Source organism: Bradyrhizobium sp. 1 (assembly GCF_023073315.1).
Taxonomy (GTDB): Bacteria; Pseudomonadota; Alphaproteobacteria; order Rhizobiales; family Xanthobacteraceae; genus Bradyrhizobium.
Genome location: NZ_JADPJH010000033.1, coordinates 234,257 through 251,468, shown reverse-complemented (window position 1 = coordinate 251,468; position 17,212 = coordinate 234,257). Strand labels below are relative to the sequence as shown.

Here is a 17,212-nt window from a genome sequence, read left to right as displayed (position 1 = left end):
ACCCGATGTCCAAAAGCTCGTCCCTGAACCAGGTCTTCGCCGACCTTCCCGTCACCATCTTCGAGGCGATGTCGCAGGCCGCGCGCGACAACAACGCCATCAATCTAGGGCAGGGTTTTCCCGACGATCCCGGCCCGGAGGACATCCGCCGCGCTGCGGCTGACGCCTCGCTGAACGGCTACAACCAGTATCCGTCGATGATGGGCATCCCGGAACTGCGTCAGGCAATCGCGACCCATTACGGCCACTGGCACGGGCTCAAGCTCGATCCGATGAGCGAGGTGATGGTGACCTCCGGCGGCACCGAGGCGCTGACCTCGGCGATCCTCGCGGTGGTCCAGCCCGGCGACGAAGTGGTGTGTTTTCAGCCGGTCTATGATTCCTATCTGCCGATCATCCGCCAGGCCGGCGGCATTCCGCGTCTCGTCCGGCTCGAGCCGCCGCACTGGCGGCTGAATGAGGACATGCTGAAAAGCGTCTTCAATTCAAAGACCAAGGCGGTGCTCTTTAACAATCCCCTGAATCCCTCCGCGGTGGTCTATCCGCGCGAGGATCTCGAGCTCCTGGCGCGCTACTGCCAGGAGTTCGACGTCATCGCGATCACAGACGAAGTGTGGGAGCACGTCACGTTCGACGAGCACAAGCACATTCCGCTGATTACCATTCCCGGCATGCGTGACCGCACCATCAAAGTCGGCTCGGCCGGCAAGATTTTCTCGCTGACCGGCTGGAAGATCGGCTTCGTCTGCGCCGCGCCGTCGCTGCTGCGGGTCGCCGCCAAGGTGCACCAGTTCCTGACCTTCACCACCGCGCCAAACCTCCAGGCCGCCGTCGCCTACGGCCTCGGCAAGCCCGACGAGTACTTCCTGTCGATGCGCAAGGATCTGGTGCGGAGCAGGGACCGCCTGACCAAGGGCCTCGAAAGCCTCGGCTTCCCCGTGCTGAAGTCGCAGGGCACCTACTTCCTCACCGTCGACCTGTCGCCGCTCGGGCTCAACGAGAGCGACACCGAGTTCTGCTGGCGGATCGTGAAGGACTACAAGGTCGCGGCGATCCCGGTCTCGGCCTTCTACGAGCAGGACCCCGTGACCTCGGTGGTGCGCTTCTGCTTCAACAAGAAGGACGAGACGCTCGACACCGCGCTGGAGCGGCTGTCGGACGCGGTACGCGGGCGCAAGAGGTAGACAGAGATGACGAACGTCAGCCGCGCGAGGTCTTGCCTCGGTCCTGCAATTGCCGCGGCGCTGACGTTGCTCTCTGCCTCCGCAGGGGCCGAGGAGCGGGTCGTCAACTTCTACAACTGGTCCAACTATATGGCGCCGGACGTCCTTGAGGCCTTCACCAAGGAGACCGGCATCAAGGTGGTCTACGACACCTTTGACGCCAACGAGACGCTGGAGACGCGTCTGATGGCCGGCAAGTCCGGCTACGACGTCGTCGTGCCCACCGCCTATTTCCTCCAGCGCCAGATCAAAGCCAACATCTTCCAGAAGCTCGACAAGGCGAAGCTGCCGAACCTTGGCAATGCGTGGCCCGTGGTGACGCAGCGCCTCGCGACCTACGATCCCGGCAACGTCTACGCCGCGAACTACATGTGGGGCACGACGGGCATCGGCTACAACGTCGCCAAGGTGAAGCAGATCCTCGGGCCGGACGCCAAGATCGACAGCTGGGACATCGTCTTCAAGCCGGAGAACCTCGCCAAGTTCAGGGATTGCGGCGTGCACATGCTTGATTCCGCCGACGACATCTTCCCGGCGGCGCTGAGCTGGCTCGGGCTCGATCCGAACTCGACCAAGCAGGCCGACCTCGAGAAGGCCGCCGACATCGTCGCCAAGGTCCGCCCGTCCGTGCGAAAATTTCACTCGTCCGAATATCTCAGCGCGCTCGCGACCGGCGAGATCTGCTTCGTGGTCGGCTGGTCCGGCGACATCATGCAGGCCCGCGCCCGTGCGGCCGAAGCCAAGAGCGGCATCGAGATCGGCTACACTATTCCGAAGGAGGGCGCGCAGATGTTCTTCGACAATCTTGCGATCCCCGCCGATGCGAAGAATGTCAAAGAGGCCTACGAGCTGATCAACTATCTCTACCGCCCTGATGTTGCCGCCAAGAACTCGGACTTCCTGTCCTATGCCAACGGCAACCTCGCCAGCCAGAAGCTGGTCGATCCGAAGATCCTGAACGACAAGAACATCTATCCGGACGAGGCGACGCTCGCAAAGCTGTTCGTCATCACGGCCCGCGAGCCGGCGACGCAGCGCGTCATCAATCGGCTTTGGACCAAGGTGAAGACGGGGCGGTGACAACCGCTTCCGACGCTCGTCATTGCGAGGGGCGAAGCGACGAAGCAATCCAGGCTGCTTCCGCGGAAGCATTCTGGATTGCTTCGCTGCGCTCGCAATGACGGCGGGAGCTACCGCCACCTGCGGTGCAGCCAGAGCCACTGCTCGGGATGCTCGCGTACCCAGCCTTCCACCACGTTGGTGATCGCTTGCGTCGTGCCCTGGATGTCGATCTTGCCGTCGGCATCGCGCACCGGCGGGACCTCTTCGGTCAGCTCCGCGGCGAAGCGGCCGCCGGGCTTGCGGATGATGCGGACGCCGTGGATGGGGCAATCGACCTGGCGCAAGAGGCGCGCCAGCATCGGATTGGCGCGGGTCTTGCGGCCGAAGAAGGTGACCTCGACACCGCCGGTCAGATATTGGTCGACCAGCATGGCGACGTGCTTGCCGTCCTTCAGCGCCTGCGCGAGCCGCAGCGGCGCATCGCGGCCCGCCGGGATCAGCGTGCCCATGTTGACCTGGCGCATCTCCTGGATGATGCGGTCGGCAGACGCAATGTTCGGCCGGCGGTAGAGGATCGCGGCATCCAGCCCGTGCGCGACGGCAGCCAGCGCCGGTAATTCCCAATTGGCGAGATGCGAGGCGAAGATCAGCGCCGGCTTGCCGTCGTCGCGGATGTGGTCGAACAGCTCGATGCTGCGCGCCGGGAGTTCGATCCGGCTGTTCTCCGGATGCGCGCGGTCGTAATCCCAGACGTGGTCCATATGGGCGAATTCGGCGCCGACGCGGCCGAGATTGTCCCACACGCCCATCAGGATGGCTTCGATCTCTTCCGGCGACTTCTCGGGAAATGCCGCGGTGAGATTGGCGCGGCCGATGCGGTGCTCGCGCAGGCGCGGGCCGATCGTCCTGGTGACGCGCGCGAAGAAATCGGCGGTCTTGGCGGGATCGAAATAGCGCGTGGTGCGCAGCATGCCAACGGTGGCGGCACCGATCAGGCCGCCCCCGATCGATTTGGCGGCCTCCCGCGCGCGGGCCTTCGTGCTCGCAGGAAGCAGCGCCATGCGTCCGGTCAGGCCGGTTCGCGGGTCAGGATCAGCGAGGCGTTCTGGCCGCCGAAGCCGAACGAGTTCGACATCACGGCGGTGACGCGGGCGTCGCGCGCCTTGTTGCCGACGACGTCGAACAGGATCGTGGGATCCGGATTGTCGTAGTTGATGGTCGGCGGGATGCGTTGATGCTCCAGCGTGAGCAGCGAGAAGATCGCCTCGACTGCGCCTGCGGCCGAGATGGTGTGGCCGACCATCGACTTGTTGGAGGTGACCGGAATCTTCGTGACGAGATCGCCGAACACCGCCGATGTCGTGTTGTACTCCATCTTGTCGTTCTCGGGCGTGGCGGTACCGTGCGCGTTGATATGGTCGATCTGGTCCGGCGTCATGCCGGCATCGGCCAGCGTCTTGTTCATGCAGCCGATGATCGGCTTGCCGTCGGGCGAGGAGCGGGTGCGATGGAAGGAATCGGTGAGCTCGCCGCAGCCGGCGATGACGCCGAGGATCTTTGCGCCGCGCGCGGTTGCCGCTTCATAGCTTTCCAGCACCAGCGCGCCGGCACCTTCGGCCATGACAAAGCCGTCGCGGTTCTTGGAGAAGGGGCGGGAGGCCGCCTGCGGCGGATCGTTCTGGGTCGACAACGCCGAGAGCAGCGAGAAGCGCACCAGCGCTTCCGGATTCACGGTGCCGTCGGTCGCGACGCACAGCGCAGCGTCAGTCTCGCCGCGGCGGATCGCCTCGACTCCGAGCTGGATCGAGGTCGCGCCCGAGGCGCAGGCCGTCGACAGCGAGATCGGCGAGCCCTTGGTGCCGAAGGTCTCGGCGAGATGGGCTGCCACCGAGCCGAACATGAAGCGGTGGTGATAGGCGCTGTATTTGCCGCCGCCGGAGATGCGCAGCAAATCGTCATAGGTGAAATCCTGCGCGCCGACGGCGCGGCCGAGCTCGCGGCGCTGCGGCCATTCGACTTCCACCGGCGCGACCGCCAGGAAGAGCGGGCCCGGGAAATCGGCCTTGGCGCCGATACCGGCCTGCGCGAGCGCTTCCTCCGTGACCAGCTCGGCCATCCGCTCGGACAGGCCGGTGGAGGAGAACGGATCGACGCTGACGAAATCAACGGTGCCGGCCATCGTCGTCCTCAGGCCATCGACCGGAAAGCGCGTGATGGTGCGGATACCGGATTCGCCGGCGACGAGCTTCGCCCAATTGTCGGCCTTGCCGTTGCCGAGCGAGGTCATGATGCCCATGCCGGTGACGACGACGACGGGACGCCCGAGTTTGTCGCGTGGTGCAGTCATGTCGATCCCCCGCTTGAACTACTTCACAGCCTCGACCAGCGCCATGCCTTCGCCGCGCCAGTGTCCGGCCCCCACCACCACAATCTGGGTGGGCGCTCCCTGCATTTCAATCTCGGTCCCGGTCGAATCGTTCGGCGGGAACAGCGCGCCGCGCGAGATCGACAGCGCGGCCAGCGCAAGGCCGAGCGGAAATTGCGTTTCCATGGTGTGGCCGAACATCGTGCCGGTCGCGCGCACCGGAAAGTCGGCATGGCCCTTCAGGAAGCCGTGCTCTTCCGAGGTCGCGGGCTCGGCGCCAGTCGCGCCCGAGATGATTGCGCCCTTGCCCTCGCGCTTGGGCAGTTTCGCCCAAAGCTTCTCCAGCGTCGCTTCCATGTCGCCGGACTGCTTGCGTCGGGCGAGATCAGTCACCACGCTCGACAGCTTTGCGTAAGGCTTGGCGCCGCGCGCTTCTGCGTGGGCCTTTGATTCCAGCACCAGGAAGGCGCCGGCCGAACCGAGCGCGAAGCCGGCGTGGTCCTTGCGCGCCCAGACGGGTGCAAACTTGTCCTTGAGGTTGAAGTCGCCGAATTCGTAGAGGACCATGAGGTCCTTGCGCTCGCCATTATGCGAGCCGCCGACCAGCGCGATGTCGCTCTCGCCCGAGGCGATGCGCGACAGCGCGATGCGCGCGGCATCGGCACCGGCAACCTCTTCGCCCATGAAGGTGCGCGAGGTGCCGCCCAGGCCGTTGACGATGGCGATGTTGCCGGCGAGCAGATTGGAGAGCTGGGCCAGGAACAGCGTCGGCCTGAGATCGCTCATCAGCCGCTCGTTGAGGAAGCCCGGCGCATTGGCGCCCTTGGCCTCGGCGGTGAGCACGCCGGTATCGACGTTGAGATCGCGCTCGCCGCCGCCGGCGGCCACCACCATGTCGATCTTCGACAGGATGTCCTTGTTGCCCTTGATGCCGGCCGAGTCGAGCGCGAGGCCCGCGGCATAGACGCCGATGCGCTGCCAGGCTTCCATCTGGCGCTGGTCGCCCTTCTTCGGGATCTGGCTGTCGAAGGTCACAGGCATCAGGGGATGCACGACGAAGGGCGCAAAGCCCTTCTCATCGACATTGATGCGCTTCTCCTGAAGCGCCGCCCAGTTGGCGTCGAGGCCTTCGCCAAGCGATGTGGCGAGACCAATGCCGGTGATCCAGACTTCCGTCTGGCCGGGCTTCGCAGGGGTGTCGGTCATGGCGATACGGCCTGTAGCGGAAAGCCGACGCGCTCGGCGACTTTCGTCATGTATCCGCGCATATCCGCATTGGGGAAGGGAATCAGCGTGAAGGTGAGCGCCGAATTGGCGCGCAGCTTGCCGCCGACCCGGATCTTGGCCTCTGTCATGGCGTAGCCCGAGCCCTCATGGGCCACGCTGGCCTCAAGGGTCATCAGGTCGCCCGGAAACACCGAGCCGCGCACCTTGGCTTCCTTCACGGCGGCGAGAATCGGCATGCGCTCGAACTTCAGGACGCCAAGCAGGAGGAAGCCCGAGGCCTGCGCCATCGATTCGATCAGGAGCACGCCAGGCATGAGCGGATAGCCCGGGAAGTGCCCCTCGAAGACGGTGCTCTCCTTGGGGACCAGGGCCTCGACGACGATCGTCTTCTCGTCGACCTTGAGGTCGACGATGCGATCGATCATGTGGAAGTATTCGAGTTGCATGATCGCCCGATCAGGCGCTCGCGCCCTTGGCGGCAACCAGTTCGTCGATGCGCGCGCACAGGTTCTTCAGCACGAAATACTGTTCCGTGGTCGCCTTGCCGTCGTTGACCTCCTGGGTCCACTTTTCCAGCGGCAGCTTGATGCCGAACTGCTTGTCGATGGCAAAGGCGATATCGAGGAAATCGAGGCTGTCGATGCCGAGGTCATCGATGGCGTGGCTATCCGGCGTGATCGTGTCGCGCGGGATGTCGCAGGTTTCAGCGATGATCGTAGCGACCTGATCGAATGTGGTGGACATCACTAAGCCTTTGATAGATTGCGGGTATTTGTCAGATTTTCCAGAGTAGAACGGTGGGTGGGCATCGCGCCCGGATGACGCCCTCAAACCCCCCTCTGGCCGGGTCGAGAGCCCGTATAACGGAGCGCCGCCCTGAGTTCAATGGAGCCGGACGGGCTGGAGGACAGGGCTGGGGATGCCACCGGCAGGGCCTTCGAACGGGGACCGGGGCAGGGCGGGCCTAGATCTGGGGCGTCACGATCTTCACGCAGTCGCGCCGGCCCATCAGCACGCAATCCTGGGTCCGCCTGAGGTCGGCGATGCTGACCGCGAGCCAGATTCCAACCGCAGTCAGCGCCACGGTGAAGGCGAGCGCAGCAATGTTGGCGAGCATGCGGTGGCGGAATTCGTCCGGCTCGGTGCGAGGCTGCTCGTAGCGCGACAGATCGAGCGGCTCGGGCTCGGGTGCGATGCGCAACGGCTGCACAGTGCCGCTGCCCCGGTGGACCGCCGGGGAAGGCGAGGTGCGCGGCCTGAACTGGAGCACCCGATGCTCGTCGTCCGAGCTTATGGGCCGCTGGATTTTCATGGCGTGAGGATCACTCCGAAGCAGCGATTTTTAGATAGCATATGTGGTGAAAGCGTTGCAGGAAATCTTCTCAACGCGCACGTGCATTGCGCCTTGGCACTATCTTTCACGGGGGCTGACGGTCGCGGTGCGCGGCCGTCACCCCGGCGTCAGGAATTCGCGGGTTGCGTTGCAGCAATCGACATCGCCCTGAACCCCTGAACAGCGGCTTGTGATCCGCGCCCGACCGAACGCGTTTTGCCGCCGCGGTGCTCGTGGCTTAGTCTGGGGAACCGGGTCCGCCGGTGCAACGATGCGAGGGATCTTCGACCATGACCACCACCAACGCGCGCGAACCGAGAGTGCACCCGGTTCCGATCCTGTCGCTTCGGCCGACGCAGATGACGGTCGGCATGCGCGAGGTCAAGGAGAAGCGCAAGCGCTGGCGCGAGCACGACAAAAAGAAGCAATCCGACCTGCTCGGCACTCACATGATCCCCGTCGTCTACGGACCTGACGGGCGCTATTACGTAATCGACCATCATCATCTCGGTCGCGCGCTGCATGACGAGGGCATCAAGCAGGTGCTGGTGAGCGTCGTCGGCGATCTCAGGATGGTCGAGCGCGAGGCGTTCTGGGGCGTGATGGACAACAAGCGCTGGGTCTATCCCTACGACGCCAAGGGCGAGCGGCGTCCGTTCCGCGATCTGCCGAAGTCGGTCGTCGATCTCAAGGACGATCCGTTCCGGAGCCTCGCCGGCGAGCTTCGCCGCATGGGCGGCTTCGCCAAGGACACCACGCCGTTCTCCGAATTCCTGTGGGCCGACTTTCTGCGCCGAAAACTGACGCGCAAGGCAGTGGATGCCAATTTCGACAAGGCGCTCGAAAAGGCTTTGGCCGCGGCCAAGAGCAAGGATGCGATCTATCTGCCCGGCTGGTGCGGCCCGGCGGAGGACGATTAGGCGCGCAACGCTCGCATCAGTCGCGCTGGAAGATTTTGGCGCCGGGATAAGCGCGACGGGCGTAAGTCACGACCAGCGCGCGGTCCTGGGTTTCCAGGAACGGCGTTCGGATCTGGCTTGCCCCGACGATCAGGTGCCACAGACCATTGAGCTTCCGGATGATGATTTTCATTTGAGCTGTCCTTGATCACTCCGCACTTCAGCAGATGCCGTTTGTCGCGGTCGTCTTGCGATTTACGATCGTGATGGCGCGCCTTGGATTCCCGGTGCGGCTCGCGCCCGCTGCAAAACAACGGCGACACCAGTATTAGTTGGTTACGGCGCGCGGCCTGATAAGCCGGATCTCATCACAGGCGCTTGAGCGAAATCATTTTGCGCACCGACGACACTGTCCTGAAACAAAGCCGTCCCATCTGTATTGGGTGGTGGAGCTTACACAGGAGGCGGACATGCGCCGTCTGGTTTTCGTGATTGCCTTGCTCGCGGTCGCTTCAGTGGGAATCTCGGCATCGTTCGCCGCGGTTCATCACGCCAAGACGCTGACATTCTCGGAGCGTTTTGCCCCGGCGCTCGAGTTGATGGGTAAGCAGTAGCTGCAGAGCGCTTCGCGGCCGCGGGCAGCGTCAAGTCACTTCGCCGGCGCGGAGAGGCTTGATCTGCCGCAAACCCGCTTGGATGCGGACTGCTAAGGTCCGCCGGCATGATTGCCGAACCGGCGTGTGTCAGTCGTCAGGCTCTTCGGGTCATGCTCACCCGGAGACCTCACCGTGAGCGCGATCTTTCGTATTCTCTTTCTCGCTGCGGGCGCCATCACCGCGCTGTTCGTTGCGCGTGATGCCCTGAACTTCACCATCATCCAGACGTTCGTCGCCGTTCTGCTCGTCACCGCCATCGTTGGCGTGGGAAGTTTCTGGAGCCAGCGGCGAAAGACGTAAGCAGCCGGTCACGGCCAATCTTCGAGCGCGGACGAGCCCGACCCCCGCTGGTGGCGCCGATCACTTCTTGGGCAGGCGTCCCATCAAATAGAACTCCTCGTTCGGCCGCATGCCCGTGAAATTGGCGAGGCGGTTCGACAGCGCGAAGAAGGCGGAGATCGCGGCGATGTCCCAGATGTCGTCGTCGCTGAAGCCGTGCGGCGCAAGCGCCGTGAAATCCTCCTCCGAGACGCGCTGCGCATCGGCCGAGACCTTCATCGCGAAATCGAGCATCGCCTTTTGCCGCGGCGTGATGTCGGCCTTGCGATAGTTCACCGCGATCTGGTCGGCAATCAGCGGGTTCTTGGCGCGGATGCGCAGGATCGCGCCATGCGCGATCACGCAATACTGGCACTGGTTGGCCGCCGAGGTCGCCACCACGATCATCTCGCGCTCGGCCTTGCTGAGGCCGCCGTCCTTCTCCATCAGCGCGTCGTGATAGGCGAAGAACGCGCGGAACTCGTCTGGGCGGTAGGCCAGCGTCAGGAACACGTTCGGCACGAAGCCGCTTTTTTCCTGCACGGCCAGGAGGCGGGTGCGGATGTCGTCGGGCAGCGTATCGAGGGCGGGAGCGGCGAAGCGTTGCGCGGCGGGTTTTGTCATGGGCATGGATTCCGGCTTGGGGGCGGGAACCATAGTCGATGCGAGCGGCGGGCTCAATCTGCCGCTCTCGTGCCCGGCCGCGGCGCAGCGCCTCTTCGGCGGTGCGCTGCAGAGCCGGGGCCCATGTTTCCGACAGTGTGGTGCGCGTAGCGTGGGTCCCGGCTTTGCGCAGCAGCGTTGCACACTGCAGCGCGTCCGGGACACGAGAGCATTTTACCGCAGCGGCTTCTTCAACAGCGAGAAGCGATCGGGGTCGAGCCCCATCGAGGGCTGCAGCATCGGCGTCTCGGCGGGGGCGAGCGTCTTGGCCGGCGGCGCGGAGAACACCGGGTCGTTCGGCGTGTCGCGCTGCGAGGTGGCACCGCGCCAGCGTTCGAGCACCGCGCCGACGAAATGCATGTCGTGGCCTGACGTAACCGACGGCACGCTCGAGATGGTGGCCTCGCCGCGCGGCAATTGATGCGGCGGCACCTCCTTGAATCGCAGACGGGTCGGCAGCGCGACGCCTTCGCCGAACGCCAGCACCTCGCGGGTGCCGAGCGAGGGCACGAAGGACAGCAAATTCGCGGCAGCATCCGAGACCGCGGCGCGCAGCAGCGCCTGGTCGCGTTCGTTGGCAAGACGCATCGTGAACAGCGTGTTGCACTGGGAGATGATGGTGGCGTCGAGCTCGGCCGGGCGTTGGGTGATGAGGCCGAGATAGACGCCGTATTTGCGGCCTTCCTTGGCGATCCGCGACACCGCCTTGCGGGTCGGTCCGAAGCCGACATTGCGGTCGGCGGAGGCGTAACGGTGGGCTTCTTCGCAAACGAACAGCATCGGCGAGACGCCGTCGCTCCACAGGCCGAAGTCGAAGGCCATGCGGCACAGCACCGAGACGACGGAATCGATGACCTCGGCCGGGAAGCCCGCGAGCTGCATCACCGTCATCGGCTTGCCGTTGGCGGGCAGGCGGAACAGATGGCTGATCACCTCGGCCATGGTGTCGCCGCCGACATTGGCGTTGTCGAACATGAAGGCGTAGCGCGGGTCGTTGCGGACCGCTTCGATGCGCGAGATCAGCTTGTGATAGATGATGCGCGAGGAGCGGTTTTCCAGCTTGCCCATGCGCTCGTCGATCAGCGAGATCAAATCAACCAGGCGGTACGGCACCGGCGTATCGACGGTGAAGCCGATCTGCTTGGGATCGATGCGCTTGAGGCCGAGGCGATCGGCGTTCTGGTACTGCGTGTAGATGCCCTTGGCGATCGGGATCACCTCGGCGAGCACATCGAGCTCCTCGGGCACGCCGGCGCGGCCGCCGAACAGCACGTCGACGATTTCCTCGAAATTGAACAGCCAGAACGGCAGCTTCAGGTTCCGAGGGTTGAGCACCAGCGCGCGGTCGCCGAAGCAGCGGCCATATTCGTTGTGCACGTCGAGCAGGAAAATGCGCAGGTTCGGGCGCGCTTTCAGGATCTCGTTGAGCAGCAGCGACACGCCGGTCGATTTGCCGACGCCGGTCGATCCCAGCACCGCAAAATGCTTGGACAGCATTTCCTCGATATCGACATAAGCGACGACGGAGCTGTCCTGCTGCAGGAAGCCGACATTGATCTGGTCGGATCCCGTCGGCGCGTAGATCGTGCGCAGCTCCTGGCTGGTGATCAGGTCGACGGAATCGCCGATGGTCGGATAGTTGGTAACGCCGCGCTGGAATTTGGCCTTGCCGGCGGCATTGAGGATTTCGCCGAGCAGATCGACCGAGGCGATCGCGATCAAATTGTCGCTGCGCGAGAGGTTTTCGCAGGACACCTCGGTGATCATGGCGACGATGATCGAGCTGGCGCAGCGGATGCTGACGAACCGGCCGACGGTGGCCCGGACTTCCGAGACCGGCATCTGGCTTTCCGCCAGAAGCCCGACCCGGGCGAGCGATCCGCGAACCGAAATCACGCGTCCAAAGGATGTCACAATGAATGAACCTGGCAAGAGCGAGGAGTTTAACCCTGACTATGCGAGCCCGGGCTGCACAAACTGTTAAGCGGCAGGGGCGGGAGCTTTGTTAAATCCGCGACAATTCGGCTAATAGAGTTGTTCGCAATGCATACTTGTCGGCGAAATCAGCCGGAAAATGCTGCTTTTCTAGGCCAATGGGCCGGAAAGCGCTTAAGGAAGATTTTACCATTCGAGCATCCGGTCCCGTCCGTTCGGAGGATCGTCGCCGGCATGCTTCTCCCGACTGAGGGGGCCATTTTGTTGACGGGACCTAATCATTTGTACATTAGTACAAATGATTAGGCGGGCCCTGCGCCTGCCATGCCCAGGAGGGAACCATGCAGCCCGAACCGATCTTCGATCTCGCCCATCTCGGCCACATGGAACTGCTGACGCCGAAGCCGGACGAGAGCCTGAAATTCTTCGTCGACGTCATGGGCATGACCGTCAGCGGGCAGAAGGGCGAGTCGGTCTATTTGCGCGGCTGGGACGATTACGAACGCTATTCGCTCAAGCTCACGGCGTCGAAGACCTCAGGCATGGAGCACATGGCGCTGCGCGCGCGCAGCCAGCAGGCGCTGGAGCGCCGCGTCGCCGCGCTGAAAGGCTCGGGCTTCGACATCGGCTGGATCGACGGCGACATGGGGCAGGGGCCGACCTTCCGCTGCAGGGATCCCGATGGCCACATCGTCGAGCTCTATTACGAGACCGAATGGTATCAGGCCCCGCCGGAGCTGAAGCCCGCGTTGAAGAACCAGGCGCAGCGCTTTCCCGCGCGCGGCGTCAATGTCCGCCGGCTCGATCACCTCAACTGCCTCGCCGTCGATATCAAGGCCAACCGCGAGTTCTTCGAGAATTATCTGGGATGCCGCCTCACCGAGCAGATCGTGCTCAATGACGGCCGCGAGGCCGCGATGTGGCTGACGATGTCGAACAAGAGCTACGACTTCGCCTATTCGCTCGACCATTCCGGCACGCCCGGCCGCTTCCACCACGTCACCTACGCGCTCGACAGCCGCGAGGAGATCTTGCGCGCCGCCGACATCTTCCTGGAGAACGGCATCCACATCGAGACCGGGCCGCACAAGCACGCAATCCAGCAGACCTTCTTCCTCTATGTCTACGAGCCCGGCGGCAACCGCGTCGAGGTCGCCAATGCCGGCGCGCGCCTCATCCTTGCACCCGACTGGAAGCCGATCGTGTGGACCGAGGAGGAACGCAAGAGGGGCCAGGCCTGGGGGTTGAAGACGATCGAGTCCTTCCACACCCACGGCACGCCTCCGGTGGAGGCGAAGACGCACGGCTAGAGCATGACCGGGAAAAGTGTGAAGCGGTTTTCCGATTAGGTCATGCTCCAAAAATCAGCGGGTTGAGTGGCGTGCGCGCGCGACTGTCTCGCGCACGCCGGTCCATGCCGGCTTGTCCGGTGCGAACTGCTTGCGCAGGAAGCCGACGAGTTCCTCGACCTGCGTGTCGCTCATGCTGTTCCTGAATGCGGGCATGTAGCCGAGGTCGCTCGACACGGGATCAGTGATGCCGTGCAGGATCACCTGCACGAGATTGTCCGACGTCGCGCTATGCAGATTGCTGTTGAGCGCGAGGGAGGGGCGGCTGCCGAACAGCGGCAGACCGCCAACCTCGTGGCAGACGGCGCAGGCGCCCTGATAGAGCCGCGCGCCGGTCGACGAGGCGACGGTGACTTGGGTCGCAGCTTCGAGCTTCGCGGCCAGCGAGGGCGCATCGGCCGCATCGTCGTTGAACGAGTTGAGATAGACGGCCATCGCGCGGATGTCGTGATCGGGGAGCGCCGCGAGATCCCTGACAACAGGCGCCATCGGGCCGGCGGCGACGCCGTGATAGCGCGAATGGCCGGTGCGCAAATAAGCAAACAGTTCGTCCTCGCTCCAAGGGACCGGCGCATGCGAGCGCGAGGTCAGCGGCGGCGCCTCCCAGCCTTCGGCAAAGCCGCCGGCCAGATAGGCCTGGCGCTGCTCGGCGCCGAGCGCATTGCGCGGCGAATGGCAGCCGCTGCAATGGCCGAGCCCTTCGACCAGATAGGCGCCGCGGTTCCAAAGCTCCGACTTTGCCGGATCTGGCTTGAACTCTCTCGTCTGGTGGAACAGCGCATTCCAGCCGGCGAGCAGCGGGCGGATGTTGAACGGGAAGGCGAGCGTGTTCGCGGGCGTCGTTGCGCGCACCGCGGGCTGCGCCATCAGGTAGGCGTACAGCGCCTGCATGTCCGCATCGTCAGTCTTCGCAAAATGCGTGTAGGGGAAGGCGGGATAGAGCTGCCGTCCGTCGCGATGCAGTCCGTCGCGCATCGCGCGCTCGAAGGCGGGATAGGACCAGGCGCCGATGCCGGTCTCGACGTCAGGCGTGATGTTGGTCGAATAGATCGTGCCGAACGGTGTTTCGAGCGCCCGGCCGCCGGCGTTGAGCACGCCCCTGAGGCTGGTGTGGCACTCCGCGCAATTGCCGAGCGCCGCGAGCAGCTCTCCGCGCGCGATTGTCGCCGCGGAATAGACCGATGCATCGGGCCGCGCGATCGGCGCGATGGCGCGCCCGGGCATGAGCGCTGCGCCGATCCCGACCGCTGCGGTGCAGATGGCCGCGATTGTCGCGACAATGCCGGCGCGTTTGGCGAAGGGATTCTCCCAGATGCGGACCGCAGGCCGCTTCGCGGGTGCGGGCAGGGCCTGCGGCACGGGCGACGCTTCGCCGTGCAAGCCCTTGAGGATGCGCTCGGGCGTGAACGGCGGCTCGCGGAAGCGCACACCGGTGGCATCGAAGATCGCATTGGCAATTGCGGCTGCGCTCGGCACCGAGGCGGACTCGCCGACGCCGAGCGGCGGCTGGTCCGGCCGCGGCAGCAGCAAGACGTCGATCTTGGGCACATCGGCGAAGGGGATGATGGGATAGGCGCCCCATTCGCGCGCGGCCACCGCGCCGCGCTCGAACGAGACCTCCTCCATCAGCGCGCGGCTGGTGGACTGGATGACGTTGCCCTGGATCTGATGGCGCACGCCGTCAGGATTGATCATCAATCCGGAATCCTGCCCCGCGACGACACGCGTTACGCTGACATCGCCGGTGGTCTTGTTCACCGCGACATCGGCGACCCAGGCTGACCATGCTGCGCCGTAGCCCGGGAATTTGCTGTGTACGTAGAGCGCATAGGCAAAGCCGCGCCCGTGCACGATGTCGTCGTCCTTCTCCTCGCGCACCGGCCGCGGGGTCCAGCCGGCGCGTTCGGCGACTGCGTTGACGAGGTCGATTGCGCGCTGGTCCTTCAGGTAACGCAGGCGATATGCGATGGGATCGACGCCGGCCTCGGTCGCGGCCTCGTCGATATAGGATTCATGCGCAAAGGTGTTCGGCAGCGCCGAGACGCCGCGAAACCATGACGCGCGCACGATCGGCGCCATGTCATGGGCGACGACGCGCATGTGGTCGTAATCGTAGGGCGGGATCGCGGTGCGGTCGCCCATCTGGAGCACGTCGGGCTCGGACGAAATGCGCCCGGTGAGCAACAGCGCGAGCGTCGGTGCGGCATTCGACGGATAGCGCGTGGCGAGATCGTAACCGGCAATGCCGCCATCGGCATCAAGGCCGCCATTGACGTCGATGAGCTGCGCCGCGCCCTTGGGCTCCCAGGCGTGCTCCTGCTCGCGCGTCAGCTGCACCCGCACGGGCCGGCCGACCGCGCGGGACAGCAGCAGCGCATCCGCGCTGACGTCGTCGGCGCAGTTGCGGCCGTAGCAGCCGGCGGCCTCCAGCCTGATGACCTCGACTTCGCTCTCGGGACGCTCGATCAGCAGCGCGAGATCGCTGCGCAGCACATGCGGGTTCTGCGTGCCCGACCAGACGCGGACGTTGCCGTCCTGGAAATCGGCGACGGCGCAGGACGGGCCGATCGAGGCGTGCATCTGGTAAGGCCAGACATACGTGCGCTGCATCGGCTGGGCCGCACCTGATATCGCGGCATCGACATCGCCCTTGTCGATCAGCGTGCGCGGCGTCGACGGATGGGCGCGCAGTGCTTTCTCGACATCGGCGAGATCGGCGAGCGTGGGCGTCGGTTTCCAGCTCACTGCGAGCTGCTCCGCCGCCCGGATTGCATTCTCTTCGCGCTCGGCGACCACGCCGACGAAATCGCCGATCCGCACGACGGCAACCATGCCGGGAATGTCGCGCACCGAGGATTCGTCGACCGCGATCAGGCTGGTGCCGACGAATGGGCCGGCATCGACGCCGGCATAGGGCGGACGCACCACGCGGCCGTGCAGCATGCCTGATAGCCGGACGTCGTGCACGAAGGTCAATTCGCCCGTGGCCTTGGCGGGCAGGTCAACGCGCGGCATCGATTGGCCGACGATGGCGTAATCGCCGACGGCCTTGACCTGCACGTCGTCAGCAAGCTCGAGGCGGATGGTCTCGCCGCCGATCAGCTCGCCATAGCTGACGCTGCGATTATGGCTCCGGACAAGCCCGTCTTCGATTGTGAGCTCGTCGGCCGGCAGCTCAAGCCGCTCGGCCGCACGCGCGATCAGGAAGTGCCGCGCCTGGGCTGCGGCCTTGCGCAGGGGAACGGCGGTGATCTGGATGGTTTCGCTCGCGATGGTCGCGCCCTGGTTCGGCACCACGGAGGTGTCGCCGAGTACGACAACGACGCGCGCAAAGGACACGTCGAGCTCTTCGGCGACGATCTGGCCGAGTGCCGTGCGGATGCCGGTGCCGAGATCGACATGACCGTTATAGGCGTTCACCGTGCCGTCCGCGGTAATGCGGACGAATGTTTCAGATGTGACCTCGTCCACGGTGCGGACGACGACGAGCGAGCCCCGCTCAGCTCCGTTCGAAACAGGGGAGGCCATCAATCACTGGCCCCGGCGAGTTGACCCGATGCGCGCATCACCGCGCGAAGGATTTCGACATGCGTGCCGCAGCGGCAGAGATTGTAGCGCAGCGCAGCGAGCGCCTCCTGCTCTGAAGGCTGCGGGTTGATCGCGAGCAGCGCCTTGGTGGTCATGATCATGCCGTTGAGGCAATAGCCGCATTGCGCGGCCTGCTCCGCGATGAAGGCCTGCTGCACCACATCAGGCTTGTCGCGGGTGCCGAGCCCTTCGAGCGTCACGATGTCGCGCCCGGCGCAGCCGCTGATCGGAACGACGCAGGCGCGCGCCGCCATGCCGTCAATCAGGACAGTGCAGGTGCCGCATTCACCCAGGCCGCATCCGTATTTCGGGCCGTTGAGCGCGAGGTCGTTGCGCAGCACGTAGAGCAGCGGCGTCTCGCGCGCCGCCATGACCTCGTGGATCCTGCCGTTTACGGTGAGGCGGATCGGTGTCTGAATCATCCTCTTTCCCAAGCGCTCGATCAACTCATCTCAAAATCTACGTCGCGACGATACCGTTTGTACACAAACGTGCAAGCCGTGCATGCCGCACTGCAACGCGACTGCCCGCTTTGTGGACAAAGCGGATAGGCAAATGAGGCTTTATGCGGCAGCCGCATCTTTTGCGCCGCAC

The 17,212-nt window shown here is 64.7% G+C and carries 17 protein-coding genes; 6 read left to right on the top strand and 11 right to left on the bottom strand.

The window, feature by feature from the left end:
• The first annotated feature begins 5 nt into the window (after positions 1-5).
• The gene (locus IVB29_RS26230) at positions 6-1,184 is read left to right on the top strand and encodes an aminotransferase (RefSeq protein ID WP_247506297.1); all 1,179 of its coding nucleotides are present in this window, start codon (positions 6-8) and stop codon (positions 1,182-1,184) included.
• Positions 1,185-1,190: 6 nt separating this feature from the next.
• On the top strand, positions 1,191-2,303 hold the full coding sequence (locus IVB29_RS26225; RefSeq protein ID WP_247506296.1) for a polyamine ABC transporter substrate-binding protein: 1,113 nt from the start codon (positions 1,191-1,193) through the stop codon (positions 2,301-2,303).
• 110 nt (positions 2,304-2,413) lie between these two features.
• On the opposite strand, the gene IVB29_RS26220 is transcribed toward IVB29_RS26225, so the two are convergent.
• The 6 genes from IVB29_RS26220 to IVB29_RS26195 all read right to left on the bottom strand — a co-directional run bounded on the left by IVB29_RS26220 (position 2,414) and on the right by IVB29_RS26195 (position 7,189).
• Positions 2,414-3,346, bottom strand: coding sequence for a lipid A biosynthesis lauroyl acyltransferase (locus IVB29_RS26220; protein WP_247506294.1), 933 nt, complete (start codon positions 3,344-3,346; stop codon positions 2,414-2,416).
• A gap of 8 nt (positions 3,347-3,354) precedes the next feature.
• The gene (locus IVB29_RS26215; RefSeq protein WP_247506292.1) at positions 3,355-4,632 is read right to left on the bottom strand and encodes a beta-ketoacyl-ACP synthase; all 1,278 of its coding nucleotides are present in this window, start codon (positions 4,630-4,632) and stop codon (positions 3,355-3,357) included.
• 18 nt (positions 4,633-4,650) lie between these two features.
• On the bottom strand, positions 4,651-5,856 hold the full coding sequence (locus IVB29_RS26210; protein ID WP_247506291.1) for a beta-ketoacyl-ACP synthase: 1,206 nt from the start codon (positions 5,854-5,856) through the stop codon (positions 4,651-4,653).
• Entirely contained in the window at positions 5,853-6,323 is a 471-nt protein-coding gene (locus IVB29_RS26205) for a 3-hydroxyacyl-ACP dehydratase FabZ family protein (protein ID WP_247506290.1), read from the bottom strand. The genes IVB29_RS26210 and IVB29_RS26205 overlap by 4 nt, the downstream gene beginning before the upstream one ends.
• 10 nt (positions 6,324-6,333) lie before the next feature.
• A complete protein-coding gene (locus IVB29_RS26200) occupies positions 6,334-6,621 on the bottom strand; it encodes an acyl carrier protein (protein WP_092025034.1) in 288 nt (95 codons plus the stop codon).
• 220 nt (positions 6,622-6,841) lie between these two features.
• Complete coding sequence (locus IVB29_RS26195; protein WP_247506289.1) at positions 6,842-7,189, bottom strand: hypothetical protein; 348 nt, start codon at positions 7,187-7,189, stop codon at positions 6,842-6,844.
• Positions 7,190-7,500: 311 nt separating this feature from the next.
• Between IVB29_RS26195 and IVB29_RS26190 the strand changes: the two genes are divergently transcribed.
• Complete coding sequence (locus IVB29_RS26190) at positions 7,501-8,130, top strand: ParB-like protein (RefSeq protein WP_247506288.1); 630 nt, start codon at positions 7,501-7,503, stop codon at positions 8,128-8,130.
• 16 nt (positions 8,131-8,146) lie between these two features.
• On the opposite strand, the gene IVB29_RS26185 is transcribed toward IVB29_RS26190, so the two are convergent.
• Entirely contained in the window at positions 8,147-8,302 is a 156-nt protein-coding gene (locus IVB29_RS26185) for a hypothetical protein (RefSeq protein WP_247506287.1), read from the bottom strand.
• A 277-nt stretch (positions 8,303-8,579) separates the two neighbouring features.
• Between IVB29_RS26185 and IVB29_RS26180 the strand changes: the two genes are divergently transcribed.
• Both IVB29_RS26180 and IVB29_RS26175 read left to right on the top strand, forming a co-directional pair.
• Positions 8,580-8,723, top strand: coding sequence for a hypothetical protein (locus IVB29_RS26180; protein WP_247506286.1), 144 nt, complete (start codon positions 8,580-8,582; stop codon positions 8,721-8,723).
• A gap of 174 nt (positions 8,724-8,897) precedes the next feature.
• A complete protein-coding gene (locus IVB29_RS26175; protein ID WP_247506285.1) occupies positions 8,898-9,065 on the top strand; it encodes a hypothetical protein in 168 nt (55 codons plus the stop codon).
• Between the two features lie 60 nt (positions 9,066-9,125).
• On the opposite strand, the gene IVB29_RS26170 is transcribed toward IVB29_RS26175, so the two are convergent.
• A complete protein-coding gene (locus IVB29_RS26170; protein WP_247506284.1) occupies positions 9,126-9,707 on the bottom strand; it encodes a peroxidase-related enzyme in 582 nt (193 codons plus the stop codon).
• A gap of 213 nt (positions 9,708-9,920) precedes the next feature.
• Positions 9,921-11,660, bottom strand: coding sequence for a DUF87 domain-containing protein (locus IVB29_RS26165; RefSeq protein WP_247506283.1), 1,740 nt, complete (start codon positions 11,658-11,660; stop codon positions 9,921-9,923).
• A gap of 362 nt (positions 11,661-12,022) precedes the next feature.
• Here IVB29_RS26165 and IVB29_RS26160 point away from each other — a divergent pair, with 362 nt between their 5' ends.
• Positions 12,023-12,991, top strand: coding sequence for a catechol 2,3-dioxygenase (locus IVB29_RS26160; protein WP_247506282.1), 969 nt, complete (start codon positions 12,023-12,025; stop codon positions 12,989-12,991).
• A 54-nt stretch (positions 12,992-13,045) separates the two neighbouring features.
• Here IVB29_RS26160 and IVB29_RS26155 read toward each other — a convergent pair whose 3' ends face one another.
• Positions 13,046-16,558, bottom strand: a complete 3,513-nt coding sequence (locus IVB29_RS26155; RefSeq protein ID WP_247506281.1) for a molybdopterin cofactor-binding domain-containing protein — start codon at positions 16,556-16,558, stop codon at positions 13,046-13,048.
• The gene (locus IVB29_RS26150) at positions 16,558-17,040 is read right to left on the bottom strand and encodes a (2Fe-2S)-binding protein (protein WP_247506280.1); all 483 of its coding nucleotides are present in this window, start codon (positions 17,038-17,040) and stop codon (positions 16,558-16,560) included. Before IVB29_RS26150 ends, IVB29_RS26155 begins: the two co-directional genes overlap by 1 nt.
• Between the last annotated feature and the right edge of the window lie 172 nt (positions 17,041-17,212).

Excerpts from the sequence above, each read along its gene's own strand:
- IVB29_RS26210 (WP_247506291.1), bottom strand. The coding sequence starts at position 5,856 with ATGACCGACACCCCTGCGAAGCCCGGCCAGACGGAAGTCTGGATCACC.
- IVB29_RS26150 (WP_247506280.1), bottom strand. The coding sequence starts at position 17,040 with ATGATTCAGACACCGATCCGCCTCACCGTAAACGGCAGGATCCACGAG.
- IVB29_RS26155 (WP_247506281.1), bottom strand. The coding sequence starts at position 16,558 with ATGGCCTCCCCTGTTTCGAACGGAGCTGAGCGGGGCTCGCTCGTCGTC.
- IVB29_RS26225 (WP_247506296.1), top strand. The coding sequence starts at position 1,191 with ATGACGAACGTCAGCCGCGCGAGGTCTTGCCTCGGTCCTGCAATTGCC.
- IVB29_RS26230 (WP_247506297.1), top strand. The coding sequence starts at position 6 with ATGTCCAAAAGCTCGTCCCTGAACCAGGTCTTCGCCGACCTTCCCGTC.
- IVB29_RS26170 (WP_247506284.1), bottom strand. The coding sequence starts at position 9,707 with ATGACAAAACCCGCCGCGCAACGCTTCGCCGCTCCCGCCCTCGATACG.
- IVB29_RS26220 (WP_247506294.1), bottom strand. The coding sequence starts at position 3,346 with ATGGCGCTGCTTCCTGCGAGCACGAAGGCCCGCGCGCGGGAGGCCGCC.
- IVB29_RS26185 (WP_247506287.1), bottom strand. The coding sequence starts at position 8,302 with ATGAAAATCATCATCCGGAAGCTCAATGGTCTGTGGCACCTGATCGTC.
- IVB29_RS26200 (WP_092025034.1), bottom strand. The coding sequence starts at position 6,621 with ATGTCCACCACATTCGATCAGGTCGCTACGATCATCGCTGAAACCTGC.
- IVB29_RS26190 (WP_247506288.1), top strand. The coding sequence starts at position 7,501 with ATGACCACCACCAACGCGCGCGAACCGAGAGTGCACCCGGTTCCGATC.
- IVB29_RS26160 (WP_247506282.1), top strand. The coding sequence starts at position 12,023 with ATGCAGCCCGAACCGATCTTCGATCTCGCCCATCTCGGCCACATGGAA.
- IVB29_RS26195 (WP_247506289.1), bottom strand. The coding sequence starts at position 7,189 with ATGAAAATCCAGCGGCCCATAAGCTCGGACGACGAGCATCGGGTGCTC.
- IVB29_RS26205 (WP_247506290.1), bottom strand. The coding sequence starts at position 6,323 with ATGCAACTCGAATACTTCCACATGATCGATCGCATCGTCGACCTCAAG.
- IVB29_RS26180 (WP_247506286.1), top strand. The coding sequence starts at position 8,580 with ATGCGCCGTCTGGTTTTCGTGATTGCCTTGCTCGCGGTCGCTTCAGTG.
- IVB29_RS26215 (WP_247506292.1), bottom strand. The coding sequence starts at position 4,632 with ATGACTGCACCACGCGACAAACTCGGGCGTCCCGTCGTCGTCGTCACC.